At 48.5% G+C, this 18,436-nt stretch carries 22 protein-coding genes and 1 other RNA gene; 3 read left to right on the top strand and 20 right to left on the bottom strand.

The features are described from left to right. Window positions 1–110 precede the first annotated feature (110 nt). The gene (gene hisJ / locus NOM72_RS02080) at window positions 111–905 is read left to right on the top strand and encodes a histidinol-phosphatase HisJ (protein WP_255997625.1); all 795 of its coding nucleotides are present in this window, start codon (window positions 111–113) and stop codon (window positions 903–905) included. Between the two features lie 70 nt (window positions 906–975). Here the strand turns inward: hisJ and NOM72_RS02075 are convergent, their stop codons facing one another. The 3 genes from NOM72_RS02075 to hxlA form a co-directional block, all read right to left on the bottom strand. Next, window positions 976–1,743: a hypothetical protein gene (locus NOM72_RS02075; protein ID WP_255997624.1), complete on the bottom strand. Its 768-nt coding sequence runs from the start codon at window positions 1,741–1,743 to the stop codon at window positions 976–978. Window positions 1,744–1,902: 159 nt separating this feature from the next. Then, window positions 1,903–2,451, bottom strand: a complete 549-nt coding sequence (gene hxlB / locus NOM72_RS02070) for a 6-phospho-3-hexuloisomerase (protein ID WP_255997623.1) — start codon at window positions 2,449–2,451, stop codon at window positions 1,903–1,905. Next, a complete protein-coding gene (hxlA, locus tag NOM72_RS02065; RefSeq protein ID WP_023469194.1) occupies window positions 2,452–3,087 on the bottom strand; it encodes a 3-hexulose-6-phosphate synthase in 636 nt (211 codons plus the stop codon). A gap of 204 nt (window positions 3,088–3,291) precedes the next feature. Between hxlA and hxlR the strand changes: the two genes are divergently transcribed. Beyond that, window positions 3,292–3,657, top strand: coding sequence for a transcriptional activator HxlR (hxlR, locus tag NOM72_RS02060; RefSeq protein ID WP_029342458.1), 366 nt, complete (start codon window positions 3,292–3,294; stop codon window positions 3,655–3,657). 56 nt (window positions 3,658–3,713) lie between these two features. On the opposite strand, the gene NOM72_RS02055 is transcribed toward hxlR, so the two are convergent. The 15 genes from NOM72_RS02055 to NOM72_RS01980 all read right to left on the bottom strand — a co-directional run bounded on the left by NOM72_RS02055 (window position 3,714) and on the right by NOM72_RS01980 (window position 16,508). After that, entirely contained in the window at window positions 3,714–4,223 is a 510-nt protein-coding gene (locus tag NOM72_RS02055) for a GNAT family N-acetyltransferase (RefSeq protein ID WP_023469196.1), read from the bottom strand. 71 nt (window positions 4,224–4,294) lie between these two features. Further along, the gene (locus NOM72_RS02050; protein ID WP_035396329.1) at window positions 4,295–5,134 is read right to left on the bottom strand and encodes a GIY-YIG nuclease family protein; all 840 of its coding nucleotides are present in this window, start codon (window positions 5,132–5,134) and stop codon (window positions 4,295–4,297) included. A 125-nt stretch (window positions 5,135–5,259) separates the two neighbouring features. Next, window positions 5,260–5,618, bottom strand: a transfer-messenger RNA (tmRNA) gene (gene ssrA / locus NOM72_RS02045). Window positions 5,619–5,676: 58 nt separating this feature from the next. Further along, complete coding sequence (gene smpB, locus NOM72_RS02040; protein ID WP_023469198.1) at window positions 5,677–6,147, bottom strand: SsrA-binding protein SmpB; 471 nt, start codon at window positions 6,145–6,147, stop codon at window positions 5,677–5,679. Between the two features lie 32 nt (window positions 6,148–6,179). Next, window positions 6,180–8,534: a ribonuclease R gene (gene rnr / locus NOM72_RS02035; protein ID WP_023469199.1), complete on the bottom strand. Its 2,355-nt coding sequence runs from the start codon at window positions 8,532–8,534 to the stop codon at window positions 6,180–6,182. Window positions 8,535–8,548: 14 nt separating this feature from the next. Continuing rightward, entirely contained in the window at window positions 8,549–9,289 is a 741-nt protein-coding gene (locus tag NOM72_RS02030; RefSeq protein WP_023469200.1) for an alpha/beta hydrolase, read from the bottom strand. A gap of 101 nt (window positions 9,290–9,390) precedes the next feature. Continuing rightward, window positions 9,391–9,624 (bottom strand): preprotein translocase subunit SecG, encoded by a 234-nt coding sequence (gene secG / locus NOM72_RS02025; protein WP_023469201.1) that lies wholly within the window; start codon window positions 9,622–9,624, stop codon window positions 9,391–9,393. Between the two features lie 137 nt (window positions 9,625–9,761). Continuing rightward, complete coding sequence (rbsB, locus tag NOM72_RS02020) at window positions 9,762–10,679, bottom strand: ribose ABC transporter substrate-binding protein RbsB (protein ID WP_035396322.1); 918 nt, start codon at window positions 10,677–10,679, stop codon at window positions 9,762–9,764. Window positions 10,680–10,706: 27 nt separating this feature from the next. Continuing rightward, the gene (gene rbsC / locus NOM72_RS02015) at window positions 10,707–11,675 is read right to left on the bottom strand and encodes a ribose ABC transporter permease (RefSeq protein WP_050678685.1); all 969 of its coding nucleotides are present in this window, start codon (window positions 11,673–11,675) and stop codon (window positions 10,707–10,709) included. A gap of 1 nt (window position 11,676) precedes the next feature. Continuing rightward, a complete protein-coding gene (locus NOM72_RS02010) occupies window positions 11,677–13,155 on the bottom strand; it encodes a sugar ABC transporter ATP-binding protein (protein WP_058264675.1) in 1,479 nt (492 codons plus the stop codon). 12 nt (window positions 13,156–13,167) lie between these two features. Next, entirely contained in the window at window positions 13,168–13,557 is a 390-nt protein-coding gene (rbsD, locus tag NOM72_RS02005; RefSeq protein ID WP_058264674.1) for a D-ribose pyranase, read from the bottom strand. Next, a complete protein-coding gene (gene rbsK / locus NOM72_RS02000; RefSeq protein WP_255997618.1) occupies window positions 13,554–14,432 on the bottom strand; it encodes a ribokinase in 879 nt (292 codons plus the stop codon). Before rbsK ends, rbsD begins: the two co-directional genes overlap by 4 nt. After that, complete coding sequence (locus NOM72_RS01995) at window positions 14,429–15,409, bottom strand: LacI family DNA-binding transcriptional regulator (RefSeq protein ID WP_214771288.1); 981 nt, start codon at window positions 15,407–15,409, stop codon at window positions 14,429–14,431. The genes rbsK and NOM72_RS01995 overlap by 4 nt, the downstream gene beginning before the upstream one ends. Window positions 15,410–15,598: 189 nt before the next feature. Continuing rightward, window positions 15,599–15,838, bottom strand: a complete 240-nt coding sequence (locus tag NOM72_RS01990) for a hypothetical protein (RefSeq protein WP_255997612.1) — start codon at window positions 15,836–15,838, stop codon at window positions 15,599–15,601. Window positions 15,839–16,160: 322 nt separating this feature from the next. Beyond that, complete coding sequence (locus NOM72_RS01980; RefSeq protein ID WP_255997610.1) at window positions 16,161–16,508, bottom strand: hypothetical protein; 348 nt, start codon at window positions 16,506–16,508, stop codon at window positions 16,161–16,163. Window positions 16,509–16,643: 135 nt separating this feature from the next. Here NOM72_RS01980 and NOM72_RS01975 point away from each other — a divergent pair, with 135 nt between their 5' ends. Next, window positions 16,644–16,964 carry a hypothetical protein gene (locus NOM72_RS01975; RefSeq protein WP_255997608.1) on the top strand — a complete coding sequence of 107 codons (321 nt, stop codon included), beginning with the start codon at window positions 16,644–16,646 and terminating at the stop codon, window positions 16,962–16,964. A 137-nt stretch (window positions 16,965–17,101) separates the two neighbouring features. On the opposite strand, the gene NOM72_RS01970 is transcribed toward NOM72_RS01975, so the two are convergent. Together NOM72_RS01970 and NOM72_RS01965 are read right to left on the bottom strand one after the other, a co-directional pair. After that, the gene (locus NOM72_RS01970; RefSeq protein ID WP_230088506.1) at window positions 17,102–17,350 is read right to left on the bottom strand and encodes a hypothetical protein; all 249 of its coding nucleotides are present in this window, start codon (window positions 17,348–17,350) and stop codon (window positions 17,102–17,104) included. Between the two features lie 12 nt (window positions 17,351–17,362). Further along, window positions 17,363–18,274, bottom strand: a complete 912-nt coding sequence (locus NOM72_RS01965) for an acyl-ACP desaturase (RefSeq protein WP_035396308.1) — start codon at window positions 18,272–18,274, stop codon at window positions 17,363–17,365. Window positions 18,275–18,436: the final 162 nt, after the last annotated feature.

The following is an 18,436-nucleotide window of genomic DNA, read 5'->3' as shown; positions in this document are numbered from 1 at the left end:
TTATCTTATTATCACTGTACCACGCTAAATTATTTAACGATAAGATACCGCGTTTCGGGCACATTGTCAATCGCTTTGCTTGCCAATTCTAAAAAATCGGAGGGTTACTCATGCAATTATTGAAATGGGACGGTCACGTCCACAGTCCATATTGTCCACACGGTACGAAGGATCCACTTGAAGCCTACATCGAGCGTGCCTTAGAACAAGGCTTAGAACGAATCAGCTTCATGGAACATGCCCCTTTACCTGAAGGTGTGACGGATCCTGCGCCAGATAACGATTCCGGAATGTCATTCGCGACAGCCGATGCCTACCTGAAGGAATTAACGCAACTCCGCGAGACATACAAAAATCAGATCGACATCCGAATCGGGATGGAGTTCGACTACTGGGAAGGACATGTCGACGGGACGCGTGACATCATCGCCCGCTACGCTGACGTCTTAACCGACGGCATTCTCTCACTGCATTACTTATACATCGATGAGCAATATTACGGCGTCGACTTCAGCAAGGAAAGCTTCGGTGAGATCGTCACGAAACTCGGAAGCGTCACGGCGGTCCACGAACGCTATTATGAAGGCATCCAAGCCCTCGTCATGACGGACCTCGGTGCACACCAGCCGAAGCGCCTCGGTCACTTGACGTTACCGACGAAATTCATACAAGCCTATCCGCTTGAGTCGAACCCAACGAACCTCGACGACACGTTACGGAAGATCCGTCAGGCGAACTTCACACTCGACGTCAACACAGCAGGACTCCGGAAACCATTATGTGGTCTTTCCTATCCTTACCCGGAACTCCTGCAAGTCACGCAGTCGTTATCGATTCCACTCGTCTATGGATCAGATGCCCACCTCGCAAAAGATGTCGGTGCTGATTTTGATTTTAAATGGTAAGAACGTAAATAGATAAAAGATCGCGCGCTTCACTTACTCTGACGGGAGTTGTGTGAAACGCGCGATTTTTTTATTCTGTTCCCCCATACGGAAACGATCCTGACGTGACGGATGGCAGTGATGCCGCAAGTATTTTAAGACGATCAACTGATACGTTACCGGCTATCAGAACCGTCTGTTCGCCGTCCTGATAAGACAAACTAGCTTCCCGTTTCGTCTCATGGACGTAAGCTTCTATTCCATTCGCCAATGTCATAACCTCCGTCGGTTTGCTGTCCATCGGTTGCTGCGGGAGCTTCGAAACCGTAAGGATTGATTCTTTTCCAGCAAACGTCCATGTGATTGGCGCGTCTTCCGCATCACTCCAACTCATTTCGTTCGTTGTAAATGTCGAAAATGGGAGCTTCAAGCCACGTGATTCCGAGCGTTCCGTTGTAACAGGTCCTGTCGCAGGAAGAACACCAGTTAATATCCAGCGATCAGACTGTTCATAAAACAAAACGATGTAATGATGTGGTCCTTCCGGAGACTGCAGCGTGACAATCGCTTTTTGACCAAGAATCGCTTCCGACAAGATATCATCATTAGTCGGTACGGCGGTTTGTCCGTTTTTATAGGTCAGCTGTATTTGCTCGACGCTCGCTTTGCCCGGTGTATCTGCATCGACGGATGGCTCTTTAATTAAAATTTCTTCGATTTCATCTTGTCCTTTAGTTGGTTTTACGGATGTAACTTCTGTAGATGGTTTTATAGCATGTTCTTTTGTCTCCGTTGTACACCCCGATAAGACGCAACTACTGATCAAAACGACAGTTGTCATCGACTTCGTAAAACGCATTTTTCCTCCCCCTTACCATACCTTTACTTCTTTTAGTATGGCAGGTCGATTCCTGCTAATATCCGAACAAATTCGCACAAACAGGAAATGTTTTATTGAAAATCAAGTCAAAAAAGACCAGTAAACGTATCGCATACGTTTACCGGTCTTCTGGTTTATCTATTCTAAGTTAGCATGTTTCCCGTACATCGTTTGCGAATCGAGCTGTTTGTCTTCCATGATCTGCAGAATCAAGCCATCATAGAACAACAACATCGTCTGTTCGAACAACGATCCCATCGGTTGAACCGTCTCGTCCGCTGATGCCGCTTGTTCTTTCGGAACTCCGGGCAGTTGGACGACTAAGTCGGCTAATCGTGCTAACGTCGATGTCGGATTGATCGTGACGACGGCAACCGTTCCACCGAGTTGCTGTGCTTTCTCAACGATTGGAATCAACGTTTTCGTCTCACCCGATCCGGATCCAACGATTAACACGTCACCCTCACGCAAGTTCGCTGTGACCGTCTCACCGACGACATAAGCATCAAGTCCCATGTGCATCAACCGCATAACGAACGCTTTCCCCATCAAGCCGGAGCGACCGGCTCCTGCGAGAAAGATTCGGTTCGCTTGCAAGACAGCGTCTGCCAGTTCTTTTGTCTCCGTCGCATCGATTGCTTCAACTGTAGAAGTCAGCTCTTCGATAATCGTTTGAATATGTGTCATTTACGCCTCTTGCAGCATCCGGTGCATCGTTGACGCTGTCTCTTGTTTATCGTCTTGCCCTGTGATGCCGCCACCGACGATGATCAAATCAGGACGTGCAGCGATGACTTCCGGTAACGTCTCCATCTTGATGCCACCCGCAACAGCTGTTTTTGCGTTTGTCACAACCGACTTGATTGTTGCGAGATCCTCGAATGAGTTTTGACCGACTGCTTGCAGATCGTAACCTGTGTGGACACAGATGTAATCGACACCTAACGCATCAAGTTCTTTCGCCCGAGTTGCGATATCTTTGACAGCAATCATATCAACGAGAATCTGTTTGCCCGATTTTTTCGCTTCTTCGACTGCCCCTTTGATTGACATGTCTTCCGCTGCCCCAAGGATCGTCACGATGTCGGCACCATGTGCGACAGCTTGGCTGACTTCGTAGCCGGCAGCATCCATGATCTTCAAGTCAGCGAGGACCGTTAAGTTCGGGAATGCGGCTTTCATTTCTTTGACGGCGCGGAGTCCTTCGTTGATGACGACCGGTGTGCCGATCTCAACGATATCTAAATTGTCTTCCCCGATTTCTTTGACTAAAGCAATCGCACCTGCTGTATCGACTAAATCAATCGCGAGTTGTAATTTCATTCTGGATCTCTCCCATTCTTCTCTATATTGTCGTACCTGACACTTCCTTCAAACGTTCATGAAGGAACACGACTAAATATAATCCGCAGGAGCATTCTTGAGAAGTACGCACTTTTAATTTACATAGTGAGGTTTTTCATACATAGTGCAGAAAAGTATACTGTCGATCGGAAGAAAGACTATACTGGAACAGGAGGTGGAACGATGCCACATTTTGAAGACCGTCAGTTTAACTGTGAGAAGGAATTGACCCTCTCGATCATCGGGGGCAAATGGAAGATGCTCATTCTTTGGCACTTAGGCAAGGAAGGGACAAAACGCTTCGGGGAACTAAAAAGTCTGATGCCCGGGATCACACAACGGATGCTCGTCAATCAACTGCGGGAACTCGAAGACCACCACATCATTCACCGGGAAGTCTACCCGGTCGTACCACCGAAGGTCGAATATTCGTTGACGCCACACGGTCATAGCTTAATGCCGATTTTAGATGCGATGTACGACTGGGGTAAGGATTATGCGAAAAATGTTCTGGAGATCGACTTCGAACAACAAAAGATATCACCATAAAAAAAGATGCTCATGGTCTCGTCTCTTTTCAGAGATAAGTCCACGGAGCATCTTTTTTAGGATTCTTCGGTCGTATAGATTTTCGACATCGCCAGTTCATCAACGTATTCCCCATCGATGAAGAGCGACGCAATCCGTGTCCCTTCGATGTTAAAGCCAAACTTATGATAGAGCTCGATTGCCCGCAAGTTATCCTTGCGAACCGTCAACTCGAGTCGGATGAGCCCTGCTTCAATGGCAAACGCATCGACTGCCTCAAGTAGACCCGCACCAAGACCACGACCCGTATAGGCATCAAGCAAGCCGATGACAAGATTCGCGCGGTGACGAATCCGACTCGGTTCACCACCAACGACGAGCACATACCCGACGAGTTGCTCGTCGACGTCCACGACGAAGATATCCGAGTTCGCAGCCTGACCAAACTTCTCGATGAACGCCTCGGCCTGTTCCGTTGACAGGACACGTTCCTCCGGTTCATACAACATATATTTCGTTTCCCGATCAATGCGTCGCATTAAGTCCGATAAGGCTTTTCCGTCCATCAACGTGGCGCGTCTTATCATAGGTGTCAGCTCCTTTTTTTACAATATTACAGCCTATTTTTACTCTATTCCAACATTATAGAGAGTAAAAATTAAGATAAATTCTTTAAAATAACTCCATGTTTATTTTTCCATTCGACTAATCCGTTGGCACTTCTGCCCGTCACAATATCAGCTGCTAACGAAGGACTTGAAAACAATAAGTCTTCGATTACTATGTATTCTCCATCAATTATTTGAACTTTATTAGAGTCAATTAATTCTTTTCTTTTAACTTTCAATCGTTCCGAGAATGAATTGACAACTTCTGACGCAATTTTAGAGTTTTTAAAAACAACGAACCCTTCTGATGTTTGAGCCCCCATACTGTCGGCACCTCTTGTGCCTTTTAAGTATAGAACGTTCTCATTCTCAGTATCGATATTCTTTTGAACTTCTGAGAATAATTTATGTCCTAACATATTTACCAACATTTCAACATTCTTACCAAAAGTATTCATTTCAGCACGATCTGCTTCAGAGATAGAAGGCATCGGGGGAATATTACCGTTTACGACTTTATAACGGTTTGCTTTTTTTGCTTTATGATACAATTTGTTCTCTAAATATTTAATATGTGCTTTATTCAAGTTCTCATCTTTACTAATAAACACAATCACTTCATTCCAAAAATCTTTTTCACGTAAATGATCTTGAAGACGATTATACACTTCTTCAGCCTCACCAATATAAACTGCTTCTTCATCTTCTTCGTTTCGACCGAACAACATATAAATTCCAGTTGAATTTAAATTAGGGCGATCACTACATTTTTTAACTTCAGTACGTGGAATTCTATAAGCGAGACCAGTCCAATTTGACAACTCACACGTTAATCTGCCATCAGAATTACCATCAATTAAAAACATTTTAATTGTTTGACCAAATTCCATATTTTGTTCTCCTTATTAATTTTTTATTTTATTTCTAATATTTATAAATAGTTTTTTATACTAAAAAGTACTTGAACCCATTTAATGAGATTCAAGTACTTTTTTTGAAATCCACTGATTTCGTCGTATGGAGACGGTGGGAGTCGAACCCACGTCCGAAGGCATCGTATACTTAAGCTTCTACGTGTGTAGTCAATTTATTGGGATCTCGTCGTCAGGCTGCCAATTGACAGGCGTCCGTCCGACCAGTCTGATTCCATCTCTTCTCTTTCCCTCCAGACGGAAGGGTCCAAGCGTAGCCTGTTTAAAGTGAGACCCTAGAAATCAGCCGACCAGGCGACAGCTGCTAGGATCCGCAGTTGCTATTACGCTGCTGCGAGTTGTGTGTTAGTTTTGCCAGTTATGGCTGGTGCGTTTTAACGAGGCCGACCCCTCGACACGCCACAGAAGACCGAACTACCCCCGTCGAATCCGTAACGTCCCCAAGATATAAAATTGGGGCTTTCCGAATACTAATATTCTAGCAGAAAAGTGTTACGGGTTCAATACTTTTGCTTATCGCGTAGTGCTCGCTCGATATCACGCTTCGCATCCTTCTTCTTCAGGTCGTCGCGTTTATCGAATTTCTTCTTCCCGCGCCCGAGTCCAATCAAGCATTTTGCGTATCCATTCTTGATATAGACTTTCAGCGGTACGATCGTATAGCCGTCCCGTGAGACCGCCCCGATCAAGTTTGCGATTTGTTTCTTGTGCAGCAACAGTTTCCGCGGACGGAGTTGCTCATGGTTGTATCGGTTCCCCTGTTCGAAGTGGGCGATGTTCGAGTTCCAGAGAATCGCCTCTCCCCCGTCGAACCGGACGAACGCGTCCCCGATGCTGATTTTTCCTTTACGGACCGATTTGATTTCCGTTCCCGTCAAGACAAGACCGGCTTCAATCGTATCCTCGATCGCATAATCGAACGAGGCCCGTTTGTTGTTCGCTAAGACTTTCGAATCTGTTCCCTTTGGCATGTTCGTTCACCACATTTCCGATGCGGAAGCGCTTATTTGCGCTTCCGTTTCTTATTCGAGACCGCCTTATGGAATGGCGGTTTATCTTTCTTATTCTTTAACGAGAATCCTTTTCCTTTGCTTTGGTCGCTCTTACCTGACCGTTTCTTGCCGCGACGATCGTCCTTCTTCTTATCATCGCGTTTTTGTCCCGGACGTCCACCGCTTGAGCGGATCGTCTTCGACTCGAACCGTTTCTTCGGTTGCCGTTCTGGCATCCCGACGACGCTGAAGTCAATCGTCCGTTCATCGATATTGACGTTCGTGACCTTAATCTCGACGACATCGCCAATCCGGAACTGTTGCTTCGTCCGCTCACCGATTAGCTGATAGTTCGCTTCATCGTAACGGTAGAAGTCATCCGTCATCGCTTGGATGTGGACGAGTCCCTCGATCGTGTTCGGCAATTCGACGAACATCCCGAAGTTCGTCACACCACTGACGACGCCTTCAAATGTCTCACCGATGTGTTGCTCCATATACTCGGCTTTCTTCAACGCGTTCGTTTCCCGCTCTGCATCAACCGCACGACGCTCGCGTTTTGACGAATGATCCGCGATTTCCGGGAGGATCTCCGAATAACGGTCTTGTGTCTTTTGCGATTTGTCATTGTAGATGACATATTCACGCAACAGACGGTGGACCATCAAATCCGGATACCGACGGATCGGTGACGTGAAGTGCGTGTAATAGTCCGTCGACAGACCGAAGTGACCGATCGGTTCGATGTCGTATTTCGCTTGTTGGAGCGAACGGAGCATGACCGTACTGACGACGGCTTCTTCCGGCTCCCCTTCAACAGCATTGAGGATCGATTGCAACGTTTTCGGTGCGACTGACTCACCCTTACGTTCGACGTTGATGCCGAAGTTACCGATGAACTTGAAGAACGTATCGAGACGTTCAGCTTTTGGCTCATCGTGGATCCGGTACATGAACGGCAGTTTTTGACGCTGGATATGCTCAGCGACCGTTTCGTTCGCTGCAAGCATGAACTCTTCAATCAGCTTCTCAGCGACCGACCGTTCGCGGAGGATGATCTCACTCGTCTTGCCTTCTTCATTGACGAGGACCTTCGCTTCTGGGAAGTCAAAGTTGATTGCCCCACGACGTGAGCGACGTTCGCGGAGGATTGCTGCGAGTTCTGCCATCTTGTCAAAGTACTCGACGAGATCCTGGTACTTCGCGATCACTTCTTCGTCTTCGCGTTCGATGATTTTCCGGACGTCCGTGTACGTCATCCGTTCCGTCGTCTTGATGACACTTTGGAATATCTCATGGTTGACGACAGCCCCGTTCGCATCGATTTCCATGATACAGCTGAGCGTCAGGCGATCAACGTGCGGGTTAAGTGAGCAGATCCCGTTCGATAGACGGTGCGGAATCATCGGGATGACACGGTCGACGAGATAAACACTCGTTCCGCGCTCACGCGCTTCTTCGTCGAGTGCTGAATCTTCTTTGACGTAATGCGAGACGTCGGCGATGTGGACACCAAGCTCAAAGTTACCGTTCGCTAACTTCTTGACGTGAACGGCATCATCAAGGTCTTTTGCGTCTGCGCCGTCGATCGTCACCGTCAATTCGTTCCGTAGATCAACGCGTCCGACCAAATCCTTCTCATCGATCTGATCCGGTACGGCATTCGCCTCAGCGATCGCTTCCGGTGAGAAGTCGACGTTGATGCCGTGCTTATGGACGATCGACAAGATGTCGACGCCTGGGTCATTCTTGTGACCAATGATTTTTAAGACTTTTGCCGTTCCGGCGTAACGTCCATCGGGATACTTCGTGATCCGGGCAAGGACTTTATGGCCATCGACGGCACCGAGCGTATCATCGTTCGCGACGACCGGTAAGAACGTCAACTTCGTATCATCCGGTTCGATATAGGCGATCGATTCGATCCGTCCTTTTGGACTAACGAACGTGCCGACAAAATCGGCTGGTCCACGTGAGAGAATCTTGAGCAGTTTCCCTTCACGACGATCGCCGCCGTTTGACTCGGCAAACACTTTGACGAGGACACGGTCGCCGTTATAGACGTTTTTCAGTTCCGGTGCCGGCAAGAAGATGTCGCCTTCTGAGCCATCTTCCGGTGAGACGAAACCGAACCCGCGCTGGTGGACGGAAATCTTCCCAGCGACTTGACCGATTTGCGCGAGCGTTCCGTACTTATTCGAGCGTGTCCGGGCGATCAACGCTTCGTCTTCCATTGCGTTCAGCGTCCGGATCAATTCCTTGAATGCTTCCGTATCCGCTAGTTCTAGTTTTTTCGTTAATTGATCAATCGACAACGGACGTTCTTCCGTCGTGATGACCGTTAGTATTCGTTCACGTAATTCCAACGTGACACCTCCAGTTACTTGCTCCAGTTCAATGACTCCAGGAAGTCCAAGATGTCAGAGTGGAGCTGGTCTTTTTCTTTGTCGAGCGTAATGACGTGACCTGAGTTCTCATACCAGATCAGCTCTTTTTGGAAGGCACTGACTCCATCATGGATGATGTTCGCGGAGTCGGTGTTGATCATGTGATCATTGCGCGCTTGGACGACGAGCGTCGGTGCGTAGACGTCCTCAAGCGAATCGCGTGTCTCGCGCAGCAGCTCCTGTAAGTCCTTCAAGGTCGGCATCGGTTCGAAGGACGCCATCTCGTGGTCGATCTCTTCTTGCGATTTGCCTTCTCGCTTCTTGAATTCTCGTGCGTACTCGGTGACTCCTGCATACATGACTTCTTCACTTTTGATGTAGGCGGGTGCACACATCGGGATGACCGCTTTGACCGGACGGTTCATCGATAACTTCAGCGACATGACGCCACCGAGCGATAGTCCGCAAACGGCGATTTCGTCATAACCTTTATCGACGAGTTCCTGATATCCGGCAAGGACATCCTGCCACCAGTCGGCTGGCCCGGTCTTCGTCAGCTCTTCGGGTGGGGCAGCGTGCCCTTTATATTGTGGTGCGAGGGACGTATAGCCCTGCTTTTGCAAGTAGCGACCGAGGATGCGGACATCCGCGCTCGATCCCGTGAATCCGTGTAATAGTAAAACGGCACGTGGGCCGGCTTCGAAAAAGAATGGTTTTGGTAAAGTGATTTTCATAAAATGATTCCCCCTCTAACTCTATACCCCATATCCGGAAAAAATGAATATCGAGAAATACAAAAAACGACAGCGCGATCATACGGCTGTCGTTTCAATGCTCACTTATAAAAAGCGACGAGTAACGCCAAGATGAAGAGTAATGCTCCTAAGATAGACGCCACACGATTTAGGACCGCATCCAAGCCACGAGCTTTTTGGCGACCAAATAATTGTTCTGCTCCACCCGTCAATGCTCCGAGTCCGGTCGTACGACCTGACATCAATAGAACGACGATGATGAGAAGAACGGAAACGACGATGAGGCCGACAAGAGCCACGTTATGAATGATCATCGATGATCCTCCTTCAGTAATATACGCTTCTTTCATTATAGAGAAAAACAAGTACGGGAACAAGGAATAGATTTAGGAACTTTTTCCTGCCTGACGAAAAGAGACACCTGAATCGTCGACTCAGGTGTCTCTTCTCCTTATTGTTTGATCAATTCGAGATCGACTGGGATGTTCTTCTCGACTGTTTCACCTTTTAAGTGCTTGATGGCTGTTTCGACACCCATCTTCCCGATCTCCGTCGGTTTTTGAGCGATTGTTCCTGCCATTTTTCCGTCTTTGACGGCTTTGACGGCATCATCCGTTGCATCGAAGCCGATGACTTTAACATCGTTGAGACCTGCTGCTTTTAATGCTTCAACCGCACCGAGTGCCATTTCATCGTTGTGCGCGAAGACGGCTTTAATGTCTTTGTTGTTTTGGAGGATGTTCTCCATGACCGACAAGCCTTTTGCCCGGTCGAAGTTTGCTGCTTGTTTTGCGACGACGTCAAGTTTACCGTCGACTGCTTCATGGAACCCTTTACCACGATCGCGTGTTGCGGATGCTCCTGGAATCCCTTCGAGCTCTACGACTTTTGCTTTGTCGCCGACGAGTTCGATCATGTACTCACCTGCTTGTTTCCCACCCGCGACGTTATCTGACGCGATGTGTGCGACGACGTCGCCTGCTTCTGCATTCCGGTCAACTGTGATGACGGGGATGTTCGCATCGTTCGCTGTTTGGACAGCTGCACCAACTGCTGCTGAATCCGTTGGGTTGATCAAGATCAAATCGACTTTCTTTTGAACCATGTCTTCGATATCGCTTGCTTGTTTTGCTGCATCATCTTGTGCATCCGCAACTTGAAGTGTTGCACCTTGTGCTTTTGCTTCTTGTTCTGCCCCTTCTTTTAACGAGACGAAGAATGGATTGTTGAGGGTTGAAATCGAAAGACCAATCTTGAAGTCCTTCGTCTTTTTCTTCGTATCACCGTTGCTGCTGCCCGGTTGTTCCGTCGAACAGGCTGCTGCGAAGACCATTAATGCCATCATGACGACTGCAAGTAGTTTTTTCATCTGTAGATCCTCCTTTTTGAGTGTGGGTTACGCTGCTTGTTTCCGGTCCGCGAGTACCGCGAACAAAATGACTAAACCTTTGACGACGAGTTGGAAGAACGAGGAGACACCAAGCAAGTTGAGTCCATTGTTCAGTGTTCCGATGATCAAGGCACCAATCAAGGTACCGACAATCCAGCCACGACCACCTGACAGGCTCGTCCCACCAAGGACGACCGCTGCGATGGCGTCGAGTTCATACGATGTCCCCGCCGTCGGTTGTGCCGAGTTCAGACGGGACGTCAGGATGATGCCGGCAAGTGCTGCCATCAACCCTGAGAGTGAGTAGATCATGATTTTGACTTTATTGACTTGAATCCCCATTAACTTCGCTGCTTCTTCGTTGCCACCGATCGCATACGTATAACGACCGAACGTCGTCTTCTTCAAGATGAAGTAGAGGACCGCGAAGGCGATCAACATCGTCAGGACCGGTACCGGGAAGATCCAGAAGTAACCGCGTCCGAACAATTCGAACCAGCCACCTTGGCTCAGACCAGTGATTGGTTTCCCGTCCGTATAGACGAGCGTCAATCCGCGGAAGATCGTCATCGTCGCGAGTGTCGCGATGAATGGTGCGACTTTTCCGAGTGAGATGACCATCCCGTTCAAGGCACCCATGACGGCTCCGACGATCAGACCAGCCAGAACAGCAATCAACGCTGACGTTCCGTCCGTCATCAGACCCGCGACGAAGGCGGACGAGAGGGCGAGAATCGAGCCGACCGATAAATCAATCCCACCTGTCAGAATGACGAACGTCATCCCGAAGGCAATCAAGGCATTGATCGAGACTTGACGTAAGATGTTAAATAAATTATTCAATGTTAAAAAGTCCGGTTCCATGATCGAGACGACGAGGACGATCGCGAACAATCCTGCGAGTGGTCCAAGCTTTTGTCCGATCCCAAGACGTCTCGGTTTTGCTTCCGTTACCTTGCCTTGCATCAATTCCATATCATTGTCCTCCTGTCGCAAGTGTCATGATGCTTTCTTGCGTCGCTTCCTGTCGTGTCAACATGCCGCTCATCTTGCCTTCGCGCATGACGTAGACCCGGTCGCTCATCCCGAGAATCTCCGGGAGGTCCGAGCTGACCATGATGATCGCGACACCCGCCGCAGCGAGTTCGTTCATGATGAGGTAAATCTCTTTCTTCGCCCCGACGTCGACACCACGTGTCGGTTCGTCGAGGATCAAGACTTTCGGTTGTGTCCCGAGCCACTTCGCGAGGACGACCTTCTGTTGGTTCCCGCCGGACAATGACTTCGCCGGCTGGTCCATCGAGCTGTGCCGGACCGAGAGCGACTTCAAATACCCTTCTGCGAAATCGCGTTCTGCCTGATCCTTGATGACACCAGAGCGGGATAACGAACGAATCGTCGGCAGTGAGATGTTCTCACGCAGTGAAAAGTCGAGGAACAAGCCTTCGCCTTTGCGGTCTTCGGTCAAAAAGCCGATGCCCTGGCGAATCGCATCATACGGTGTCTTGATTTTCAGCGATTTTCCGTTCAATTCAATCGTTCCTTCTTTCAGGCGATCGACCCCGAACAGTCCGCGCATGACTTCCGTCCGCCCCGCACCCATCAAACCGGAGAAGCCGATGATTTCGCCTGCCTTGACGGAGAACGAGACATCGTCGAACCGTTTCCCGCTCGCCTGTTTGACTTCTAGAACGGTCGCACCGATCGACACGTCACGATCCGGATACCGTTCACCCATCTCACGACCGACCATCTCACGGACGATCTGTTCGAAGGATGTCTCGGGAATCGCGTGTGTCGAGACGGAAATCCCGTCCCGTAAGACGGTGATTCGGTCGCAGAGCTCGAAGATTTCCTCCATCCGGTGCGAGATATAGACGATTGAGACACCTTGGTTGCGCAGTGCCGTCGCGACGCTAAATAAGGCACGAATTTCCCGCTCCGTCAGTGCGGCTGTCGGTTCATCCATGATGATGACCTTCGCGTCCGTCATCAAAGCTTTTGCGATCTCGATCATCTGTTGCTGACCGACCGATAAAGTCCGGGCAAGTTGATCGACGTCCATGAAGACGTTCAATTCGGCGAGTTCACGTTCTGCCTGCCGCTTCATCTCTCCTTGCTTGAGAATCCCGAAGCGTGACTTCAACTCCCGTCCGAGGAACAAGTTCTCCGTCACCGTTAAATCCGGGAGGATGTTCAGTTCCTGGTGGATGAAGGCGATCCCCGCTTCTTCGGCAAGCTTCGGATTCTTATATTCGACGTCCTGTCCATCGACGCGGATCGTGCCTGCGTCCGCTTTATGGACACCGGTCAAAATCTTCATCAGCGTCGATTTCCCGGCACCGTTCTCTCCCATCAAGGCGTGGATCTCACCCGCAGTGAGTTCGAAGTCGACACCTTTCAGGACAGGGACGGGACCGAATGCTTTTTTGATACCTGTCATCTCGATACGCATCGCATGACCCCCTTAAAAGATTACGCCGGAATGGAAAATGACATTTGCGTACGGTGTCGCTTCCCCGGTCCGGATGATGACCTTCGCCTGCTGTGTCTGTTTCTTGAACTCCTCATGTGAGACGAACGTCGTCTCGATCTGCATATCTTCCAGTGCCTCGAGCACGTTCGGGTTCGCTCCTTTGATTTCCGTCGCCAGTGTCAGCTGTTCGATCGCCATGTCACCAGCGACGACACGGACGACGTCGAGGAATGATGGTGTGCCGAGTTCCAGTGCTAAATCAATCCGTGCGACCCCGTCTGGAATCGGTAAGCCACAATCGGCAATGACGATCGTATCTGTATGACCGAGGTCGGTCAGGACTTTGCTGATATGACTGTTTAAGATACCATGCTTCTTCATGCGTCTCCCTCCATCTGTTCCCGTGTCGGCATGCCGCCTTGTGCGCCAAGCGCGCGGATAGATAAGCCGGCTGCCCGGTTTGCGAAACGAATCGCTTCAACAAGCGGTTGTCCTTCCGTTAACGCAACGGCTAAGGCACCGTTGAACGTATCCCCTGCTCCTGTCGTATCAACGACCGTCGTCTCGATCGCTGGAATCGTCACGATCGACTCACCGTCGTAGAAGCGTGCCCCGCGGCTGCCTTCGGTCACGATCAATTTATTCGGGTATTCCATCAACCAATGTTCGATCGGCTGGTCTTGTCCGAAGATCAAACCACATTCATGTTCGTTTGGCGTTAAGTACGTGACATTTTCAATCAATTCCGGACTGAGTGACATCGCCGGCGCTGGATTCAAGACGACTGGAATGCCGGCTGCATGCGCTTCCAGAGCAACGGTCTCGACCGTTTCGATTGGAATCTCGAGCTGGAGTAAGATGATTTCACTGTCTGCGAGAATCGGCGCGAGTGTATCATCCGCAAATTTCACATGTTGATTAGCAGACTGAACGACGACGATCGAGTTATCGCCTTCAGCGAGCGTGATGTGTGCCGTTCCCGTCCGTTCACCTTCAATCGTTTGCAAGTGCGTCGTCTGCACTCCTTGCGTTTTAAAGTTTTCGCGGATCGCTTCACCGTTTGCGTCACTGCCGACGCAACCGATCATTTCGACGGTACTGCCGAGACGCGCGACTGCGACCGCTTGGTTCGCACCCTTTCCGCCCGGTACGGTATGAAAGGCATCCCCGATGACCGTTTCGCCTGCACCTGGACGACGTTTACTTTCGACGACGAGATCCATCGAGATACTGCCGATGACACTGATTTGTTTCATACTTCCTCATCCTTCCGTTTCGTCGTTTCCCGTTCGATGATCTCAACCGTCAACTCATGATGAACGGCGGCAATCGGTGTGCCCTCAATCCGTTGAATCAAGAGTTTCGCTGCCAGTTCTCCCATTTGATAGATCGGCTGCGCAATCGTCGTCAACGGTGGTGAAATCATTTGTCCGAGTTCGATGCCGTCATAGCCGATCACTTGTAGCTCGTCCGGAATCGTGATCCCGCGCTCCGCAGCGACCTGCACCGTTGCTGCAGCGATGACATCACTCGCGGCAAAAATACCGTTGCAATGATAGTGATCAAAGAGATAGTTCGCTGCGTCAAGCGCCCCTTGAAAGTGGAACGGTGACTCGATGCTTGCAACGAGATGGGTTCCGGCGATCTCTTCGAAACCGTCCCGTCGTTTTTTGATCGTCGGGAGTTTCGAAGGACCACTGATGACAGCGAGCTCCGTCGCACCAGAAGCAAGTAAGAACGAAGCTGCTTTCTTCCCACCTTCGTAGCCGTTTGACGTCACCGTCGGAATCGCACCTTGTAACACACGGTCTAACGCTACGACCGGCACTTCGAGTTCTTCATAGTTCGGATTGTTCGAGTAGTTCGTCGTGATGATCAATCCGTCGACATGCATCGCCTCGAGTGACTTGATATATTCACGTTCTTTCTGAAACTGTTCGTCTGTGTTACACAAGATGACCTGAAAACCATGTTGATGTGCCATATCTTCCACAGCCCGTGCGAGTTGTGGGAAGAACGGGTTCGTGATGTCTGGAACGATCAACCCGATCAGTCCGGACCGTTTTTGGAACAACGATCGCGCGACCCGGTTCGGTCGATAGTCCAATTGTTTGATTGCCTGAAGCACCGCCTTACGCGATTTCTCACTGACATAACCCTTTTCGTTCATGACGCGTGAGACCGTCGCGACGGAGACATGTGCCGCTTTCGCTACTTCCCGGATGGTCGACATGTTTCGCCACCTCTTTCTTTTGATAACGCTTACAAGAATCATCATATTGTGTAACCGGTTACACATCAATCTTTTTTATATAAAATATATTTTATTTTTTTCGAGTTCTTGGATTGGACTATAAAAAAGAAGCCTGACGCGGCGTCAGACTTACGATCATTCCGTATAATCATCACTCTGAATCATGTCTTAAATAAAGACAATCAGTGAAAGACCAATCAAAATATTAATGAATCCTAACCCATCCGTCGCTTTCGTGTACAACGACGGTTTATCTTTTTTGACGCTGTCGTTTAGAAAAATCAACGTCACAGCAATAACGGTCGTGATGCCGAGTGGTGCATTCAAAAAACTATCGGAATACGTAAATAAGTTATTCGTAATATAGACACTGTTCAAAATGGACAAACCGAACAACACTTTATGCATGAAACTTACCCCTATAATCACCAGGATCTTACGAAACCAACTAAAATCTGATTTCGCTCTCCCTCTATTATAGAATATTCTTCCAGTCAGTCTTCCTTACACTATTGAAAGAAAGTATTTGGAGGTATACGCAAATACACCGTAAGACAGCGTCACGCCAGCTTACGTTGTATTGATTGTCAGATTAGATAGCACTAGACGATTGATTTTCAGAAAAGACGGAGACTCCTGCGGGAATAGCGGAATAGGTAAGACCCCGCAGGAGCACACGCGACGAGGAGGCTTGCCTTCCGCCCGCGGAAAGCGACGTCTTGGACGGAAATCAATGCACGTTTCTACCTCTTTTTTTCTTCCTGCCTGTATACAAACGTCGAATCAAAGCAACAACGAACGCAACGATTGCCAGCGGCTCAAACAAATAAATCAATAGGAACGTGACATCGATGACGGCATCCTCCGGATTATAACGGATGATATAGAGCGCACCGGGTAAGATGGCAATCAGTCCACCAATTCCGAGTGCCGTTCCCAAAATCAGACTCTGACGCGAAAACCGGCTCGTGATTTGATACAAACCGATGAATAGTATGAGTTCCGTAAAATAGATGAGGCGCAACGGGATGTCACCAATCGACGTATCTAGCCCTAAAAACAAAAACCGAAATAGCATGTCGATTCCCCCTTCCCTTTAGTTCTACCCCGAACAGCGTCCTCGTAATGCTTCATTTCCAGTTTCCCTGCATATCCTCGCTTCAATTAGGGAATAGCTAGAGAGTTACAGTCACATACAGAGAGTTGGGATCGGATGAAAGAAGAACACTCGATGAGGGTCGTCAGTTGTCTGAATGATTATTTCGAACGTCATCAGCAGCCCCTTCAGGTTGATCTCTTACGAGGTCTACCACCGATCGTGCTATTGTTGCGCGATGACGCGAAACGTGCCTTTCCGAAGGAAGCGAACTTGCACGATGAACTGTTACAAGACATCAAACGTTTGATTCATGAATGTTTGGATCCCGATACACTACGCGAATTGGGAATCGATGTCGATCTCCCGGACTTTTTCGTGACCCGTGCACCGCTTCATTCTGCCCATCATTATCTCGTTACATTCATCGAAGACTGACTTCATGTTAAAAGCAGCTATTTCTTCTTTCACAAAACATGTGAAGCAAGAGATAACTGCTTTTTTAGGGATAATAAAAAGCCGATAGCGCCAAAGCACTACCGGTTTTGCTTCCCTTCACGTATGGTAAAGACGACTTAATTCTCAACCTCAAGAATCGCTTCGATTTCAGCTTCTACTTCTTTGTTGACCATTTGCGAACGTTTTTTACGTAATTCGAGATCCATCTCCTGATCGATGAATTGATTCGTATGCTTGTCGAAGCAATCAAAACAGATCGGATAAAAATCTTTCGCTTCTTTATTCAGAGAATTGAATTCCCACGTGTCGAGTTCCAAGTAACTGACTTGGTTGTTCGTTTCAGTTCCACAGATTTCACACTTCATCTTCATTCCCCCTTACGCGTCAATCTTCGCTTTTTCGAGTTGGCGTTCCTGACGTTCCTTGATACGCTTCAAACGTCCGTGATACTTCATGATGTTCGCTTGAGATTGTTTCGCTTCGTCAGTTGTCGGTTCTAAATCAGCGATGCCCCAGAATTTGACGACGACGTCTAATACTTGGTCGAAGTATTGGAGTGGTCCATAGTTCGTATCAACAGCAATCGTCTTCATACGTTCCGTGAAGTCAGGCATGACAGCACCTGGCATCGAGAAGTTGATGATGACGTCTTCGAAGAAGACGATGAAGTTCGGGTCAAGCTCTAGGTGTGCTTTGACCGTGTCACGATAGAACGCATAATGCAGTGCTTCATCCTTCGCTAGACGACGGAGTAGCGTTGCTAAGTCTTTGTCGTGTGCCCCTGCGATTTTCGCAACGTTGTTATAGAAGACGAGTGTCGCTAACTCTTGCAATGACGTATATGCCATCGTTGCTAACGGGTTCGTGAAGTCCGGGAACCAGCCGTTTTCAACGACGCGTCTTCTTAATTGATGAAGTCGCGTTGGATTGACGTTTCGCGTGACGAGTAAATATGTCTCGAGTAAGTTCGAGTGCTGATCTTCTTCTGCTGTCCATGTCCGGACGAAGTCATTGATGACTTCCATCGAGTTCTTGAACGTATAGTCTAAGTGCGACGTGTACCACGGTAAGTTGACCTCTGTCAGTAATGCCGTCTCAATTGCGACGATGACACCTTCCGGAAGTGTGACTTGGCTTTCATCCCAAGGAACGCGTTTGAACGACATCGCCTTATCCCACGGAATGAATTCGTGGTAGCTCCAGTCGATGTTGGCTGAACGCTCCTTGTGTAGTCGATATAACTCTTGAATGCGTGGTTCTAAACGGATATCTAAATCTGAATTTAGCATGATCGTATCTCCTTTAGACGTATTTGTCATCTTCATCAAGCAAGATGTAATTAATGCCTATAACTATTTAATTTGCACTTATTTATGAGTATAACATTTTAGTCATCTACTAGGATGAATCAATTTTTTGACAGTTCAGTATAGTTTTGATGACAAAAGCGA

It is taken from the genome of Exiguobacterium sp. LL15 (assembly GCF_024436095.1).
In the GTDB taxonomy this organism is placed as follows: Bacteria; Bacillota; Bacilli; order Exiguobacteriales; family Exiguobacteriaceae; genus Exiguobacterium_A; species Exiguobacterium_A indicum.
This window is presented reverse-complemented; position numbering and strand designations above follow the sequence as displayed.

What these genes read in the sequence shown, in the direction of transcription:
- NOM72_RS01995 (WP_214771288.1), bottom strand. Translation starts at nt 15,409, where the DNA reads ATGTCGACCATCCGGGAAGTAGCGAAAGCGGCACATGTCTCCGTCGCG.
- NOM72_RS02030 (WP_023469200.1), bottom strand. Translation starts at nt 9,289, where the DNA reads ATGAAAATCACTTTACCAAAACCATTCTTTTTCGAAGCCGGCCCACGT.
- hxlR (WP_029342458.1), top strand. Translation starts at nt 3,292, where the DNA reads ATGCCACATTTTGAAGACCGTCAGTTTAACTGTGAGAAGGAATTGACC.
- NOM72_RS01975 (WP_255997608.1), top strand. Translation starts at nt 16,644, where the DNA reads ATGAAAGAAGAACACTCGATGAGGGTCGTCAGTTGTCTGAATGATTAT.
- NOM72_RS02050 (WP_035396329.1), bottom strand. Translation starts at nt 5,134, where the DNA reads ATGGAATTTGGTCAAACAATTAAAATGTTTTTAATTGATGGTAATTCT.
- NOM72_RS01970 (WP_230088506.1), bottom strand. Translation starts at nt 17,350, where the DNA reads ATGAAGTGTGAAATCTGTGGAACTGAAACGAACAACCAAGTCAGTTAC.
- rbsC (WP_050678685.1), bottom strand. Translation starts at nt 11,675, where the DNA reads ATGGAATTGATGCAAGGCAAGGTAACGGAAGCAAAACCGAGACGTCTT.
- rbsB (WP_035396322.1), bottom strand. Translation starts at nt 10,679, where the DNA reads ATGAAAAAACTACTTGCAGTCGTCATGATGGCATTAATGGTCTTCGCA.
- NOM72_RS02075 (WP_255997624.1), bottom strand. Translation starts at nt 1,743, where the DNA reads ATGCGTTTTACGAAGTCGATGACAACTGTCGTTTTGATCAGTAGTTGC.
- NOM72_RS01980 (WP_255997610.1), bottom strand. Translation starts at nt 16,508, where the DNA reads ATGCTATTTCGGTTTTTGTTTTTAGGGCTAGATACGTCGATTGGTGAC.
- NOM72_RS02055 (WP_023469196.1), bottom strand. Translation starts at nt 4,223, where the DNA reads ATGATAAGACGCGCCACGTTGATGGACGGAAAAGCCTTATCGGACTTA.
- hisJ (WP_255997625.1), top strand. Translation starts at nt 111, where the DNA reads ATGCAATTATTGAAATGGGACGGTCACGTCCACAGTCCATATTGTCCA.
- rbsK (WP_255997618.1), bottom strand. Translation starts at nt 14,432, where the DNA reads ATGAAACAAATCAGTGTCATCGGCAGTATCTCGATGGATCTCGTCGTC.
- NOM72_RS02010 (WP_058264675.1), bottom strand. Translation starts at nt 13,155, where the DNA reads ATGCGTATCGAGATGACAGGTATCAAAAAAGCATTCGGTCCCGTCCCT.
- hxlA (WP_023469194.1), bottom strand. Translation starts at nt 3,087, where the DNA reads ATGAAATTACAACTCGCGATTGATTTAGTCGATACAGCAGGTGCGATT.
- rbsD (WP_058264674.1), bottom strand. Translation starts at nt 13,557, where the DNA reads ATGAAGAAGCATGGTATCTTAAACAGTCATATCAGCAAAGTCCTGACC.
- secG (WP_023469201.1), bottom strand. Translation starts at nt 9,624, where the DNA reads ATGATCATTCATAACGTGGCTCTTGTCGGCCTCATCGTCGTTTCCGTT.
- NOM72_RS01965 (WP_035396308.1), bottom strand. Translation starts at nt 18,274, where the DNA reads ATGCTAAATTCAGATTTAGATATCCGTTTAGAACCACGCATTCAAGAG.
- smpB (WP_023469198.1), bottom strand. Translation starts at nt 6,147, where the DNA reads ATGCCAAAGGGAACAGATTCGAAAGTCTTAGCGAACAACAAACGGGCC.
- hxlB (WP_255997623.1), bottom strand. Translation starts at nt 2,451, where the DNA reads ATGACACATATTCAAACGATTATCGAAGAGCTGACTTCTACAGTTGAA.
- NOM72_RS01990 (WP_255997612.1), bottom strand. Translation starts at nt 15,838, where the DNA reads ATGCATAAAGTGTTGTTCGGTTTGTCCATTTTGAACAGTGTCTATATT.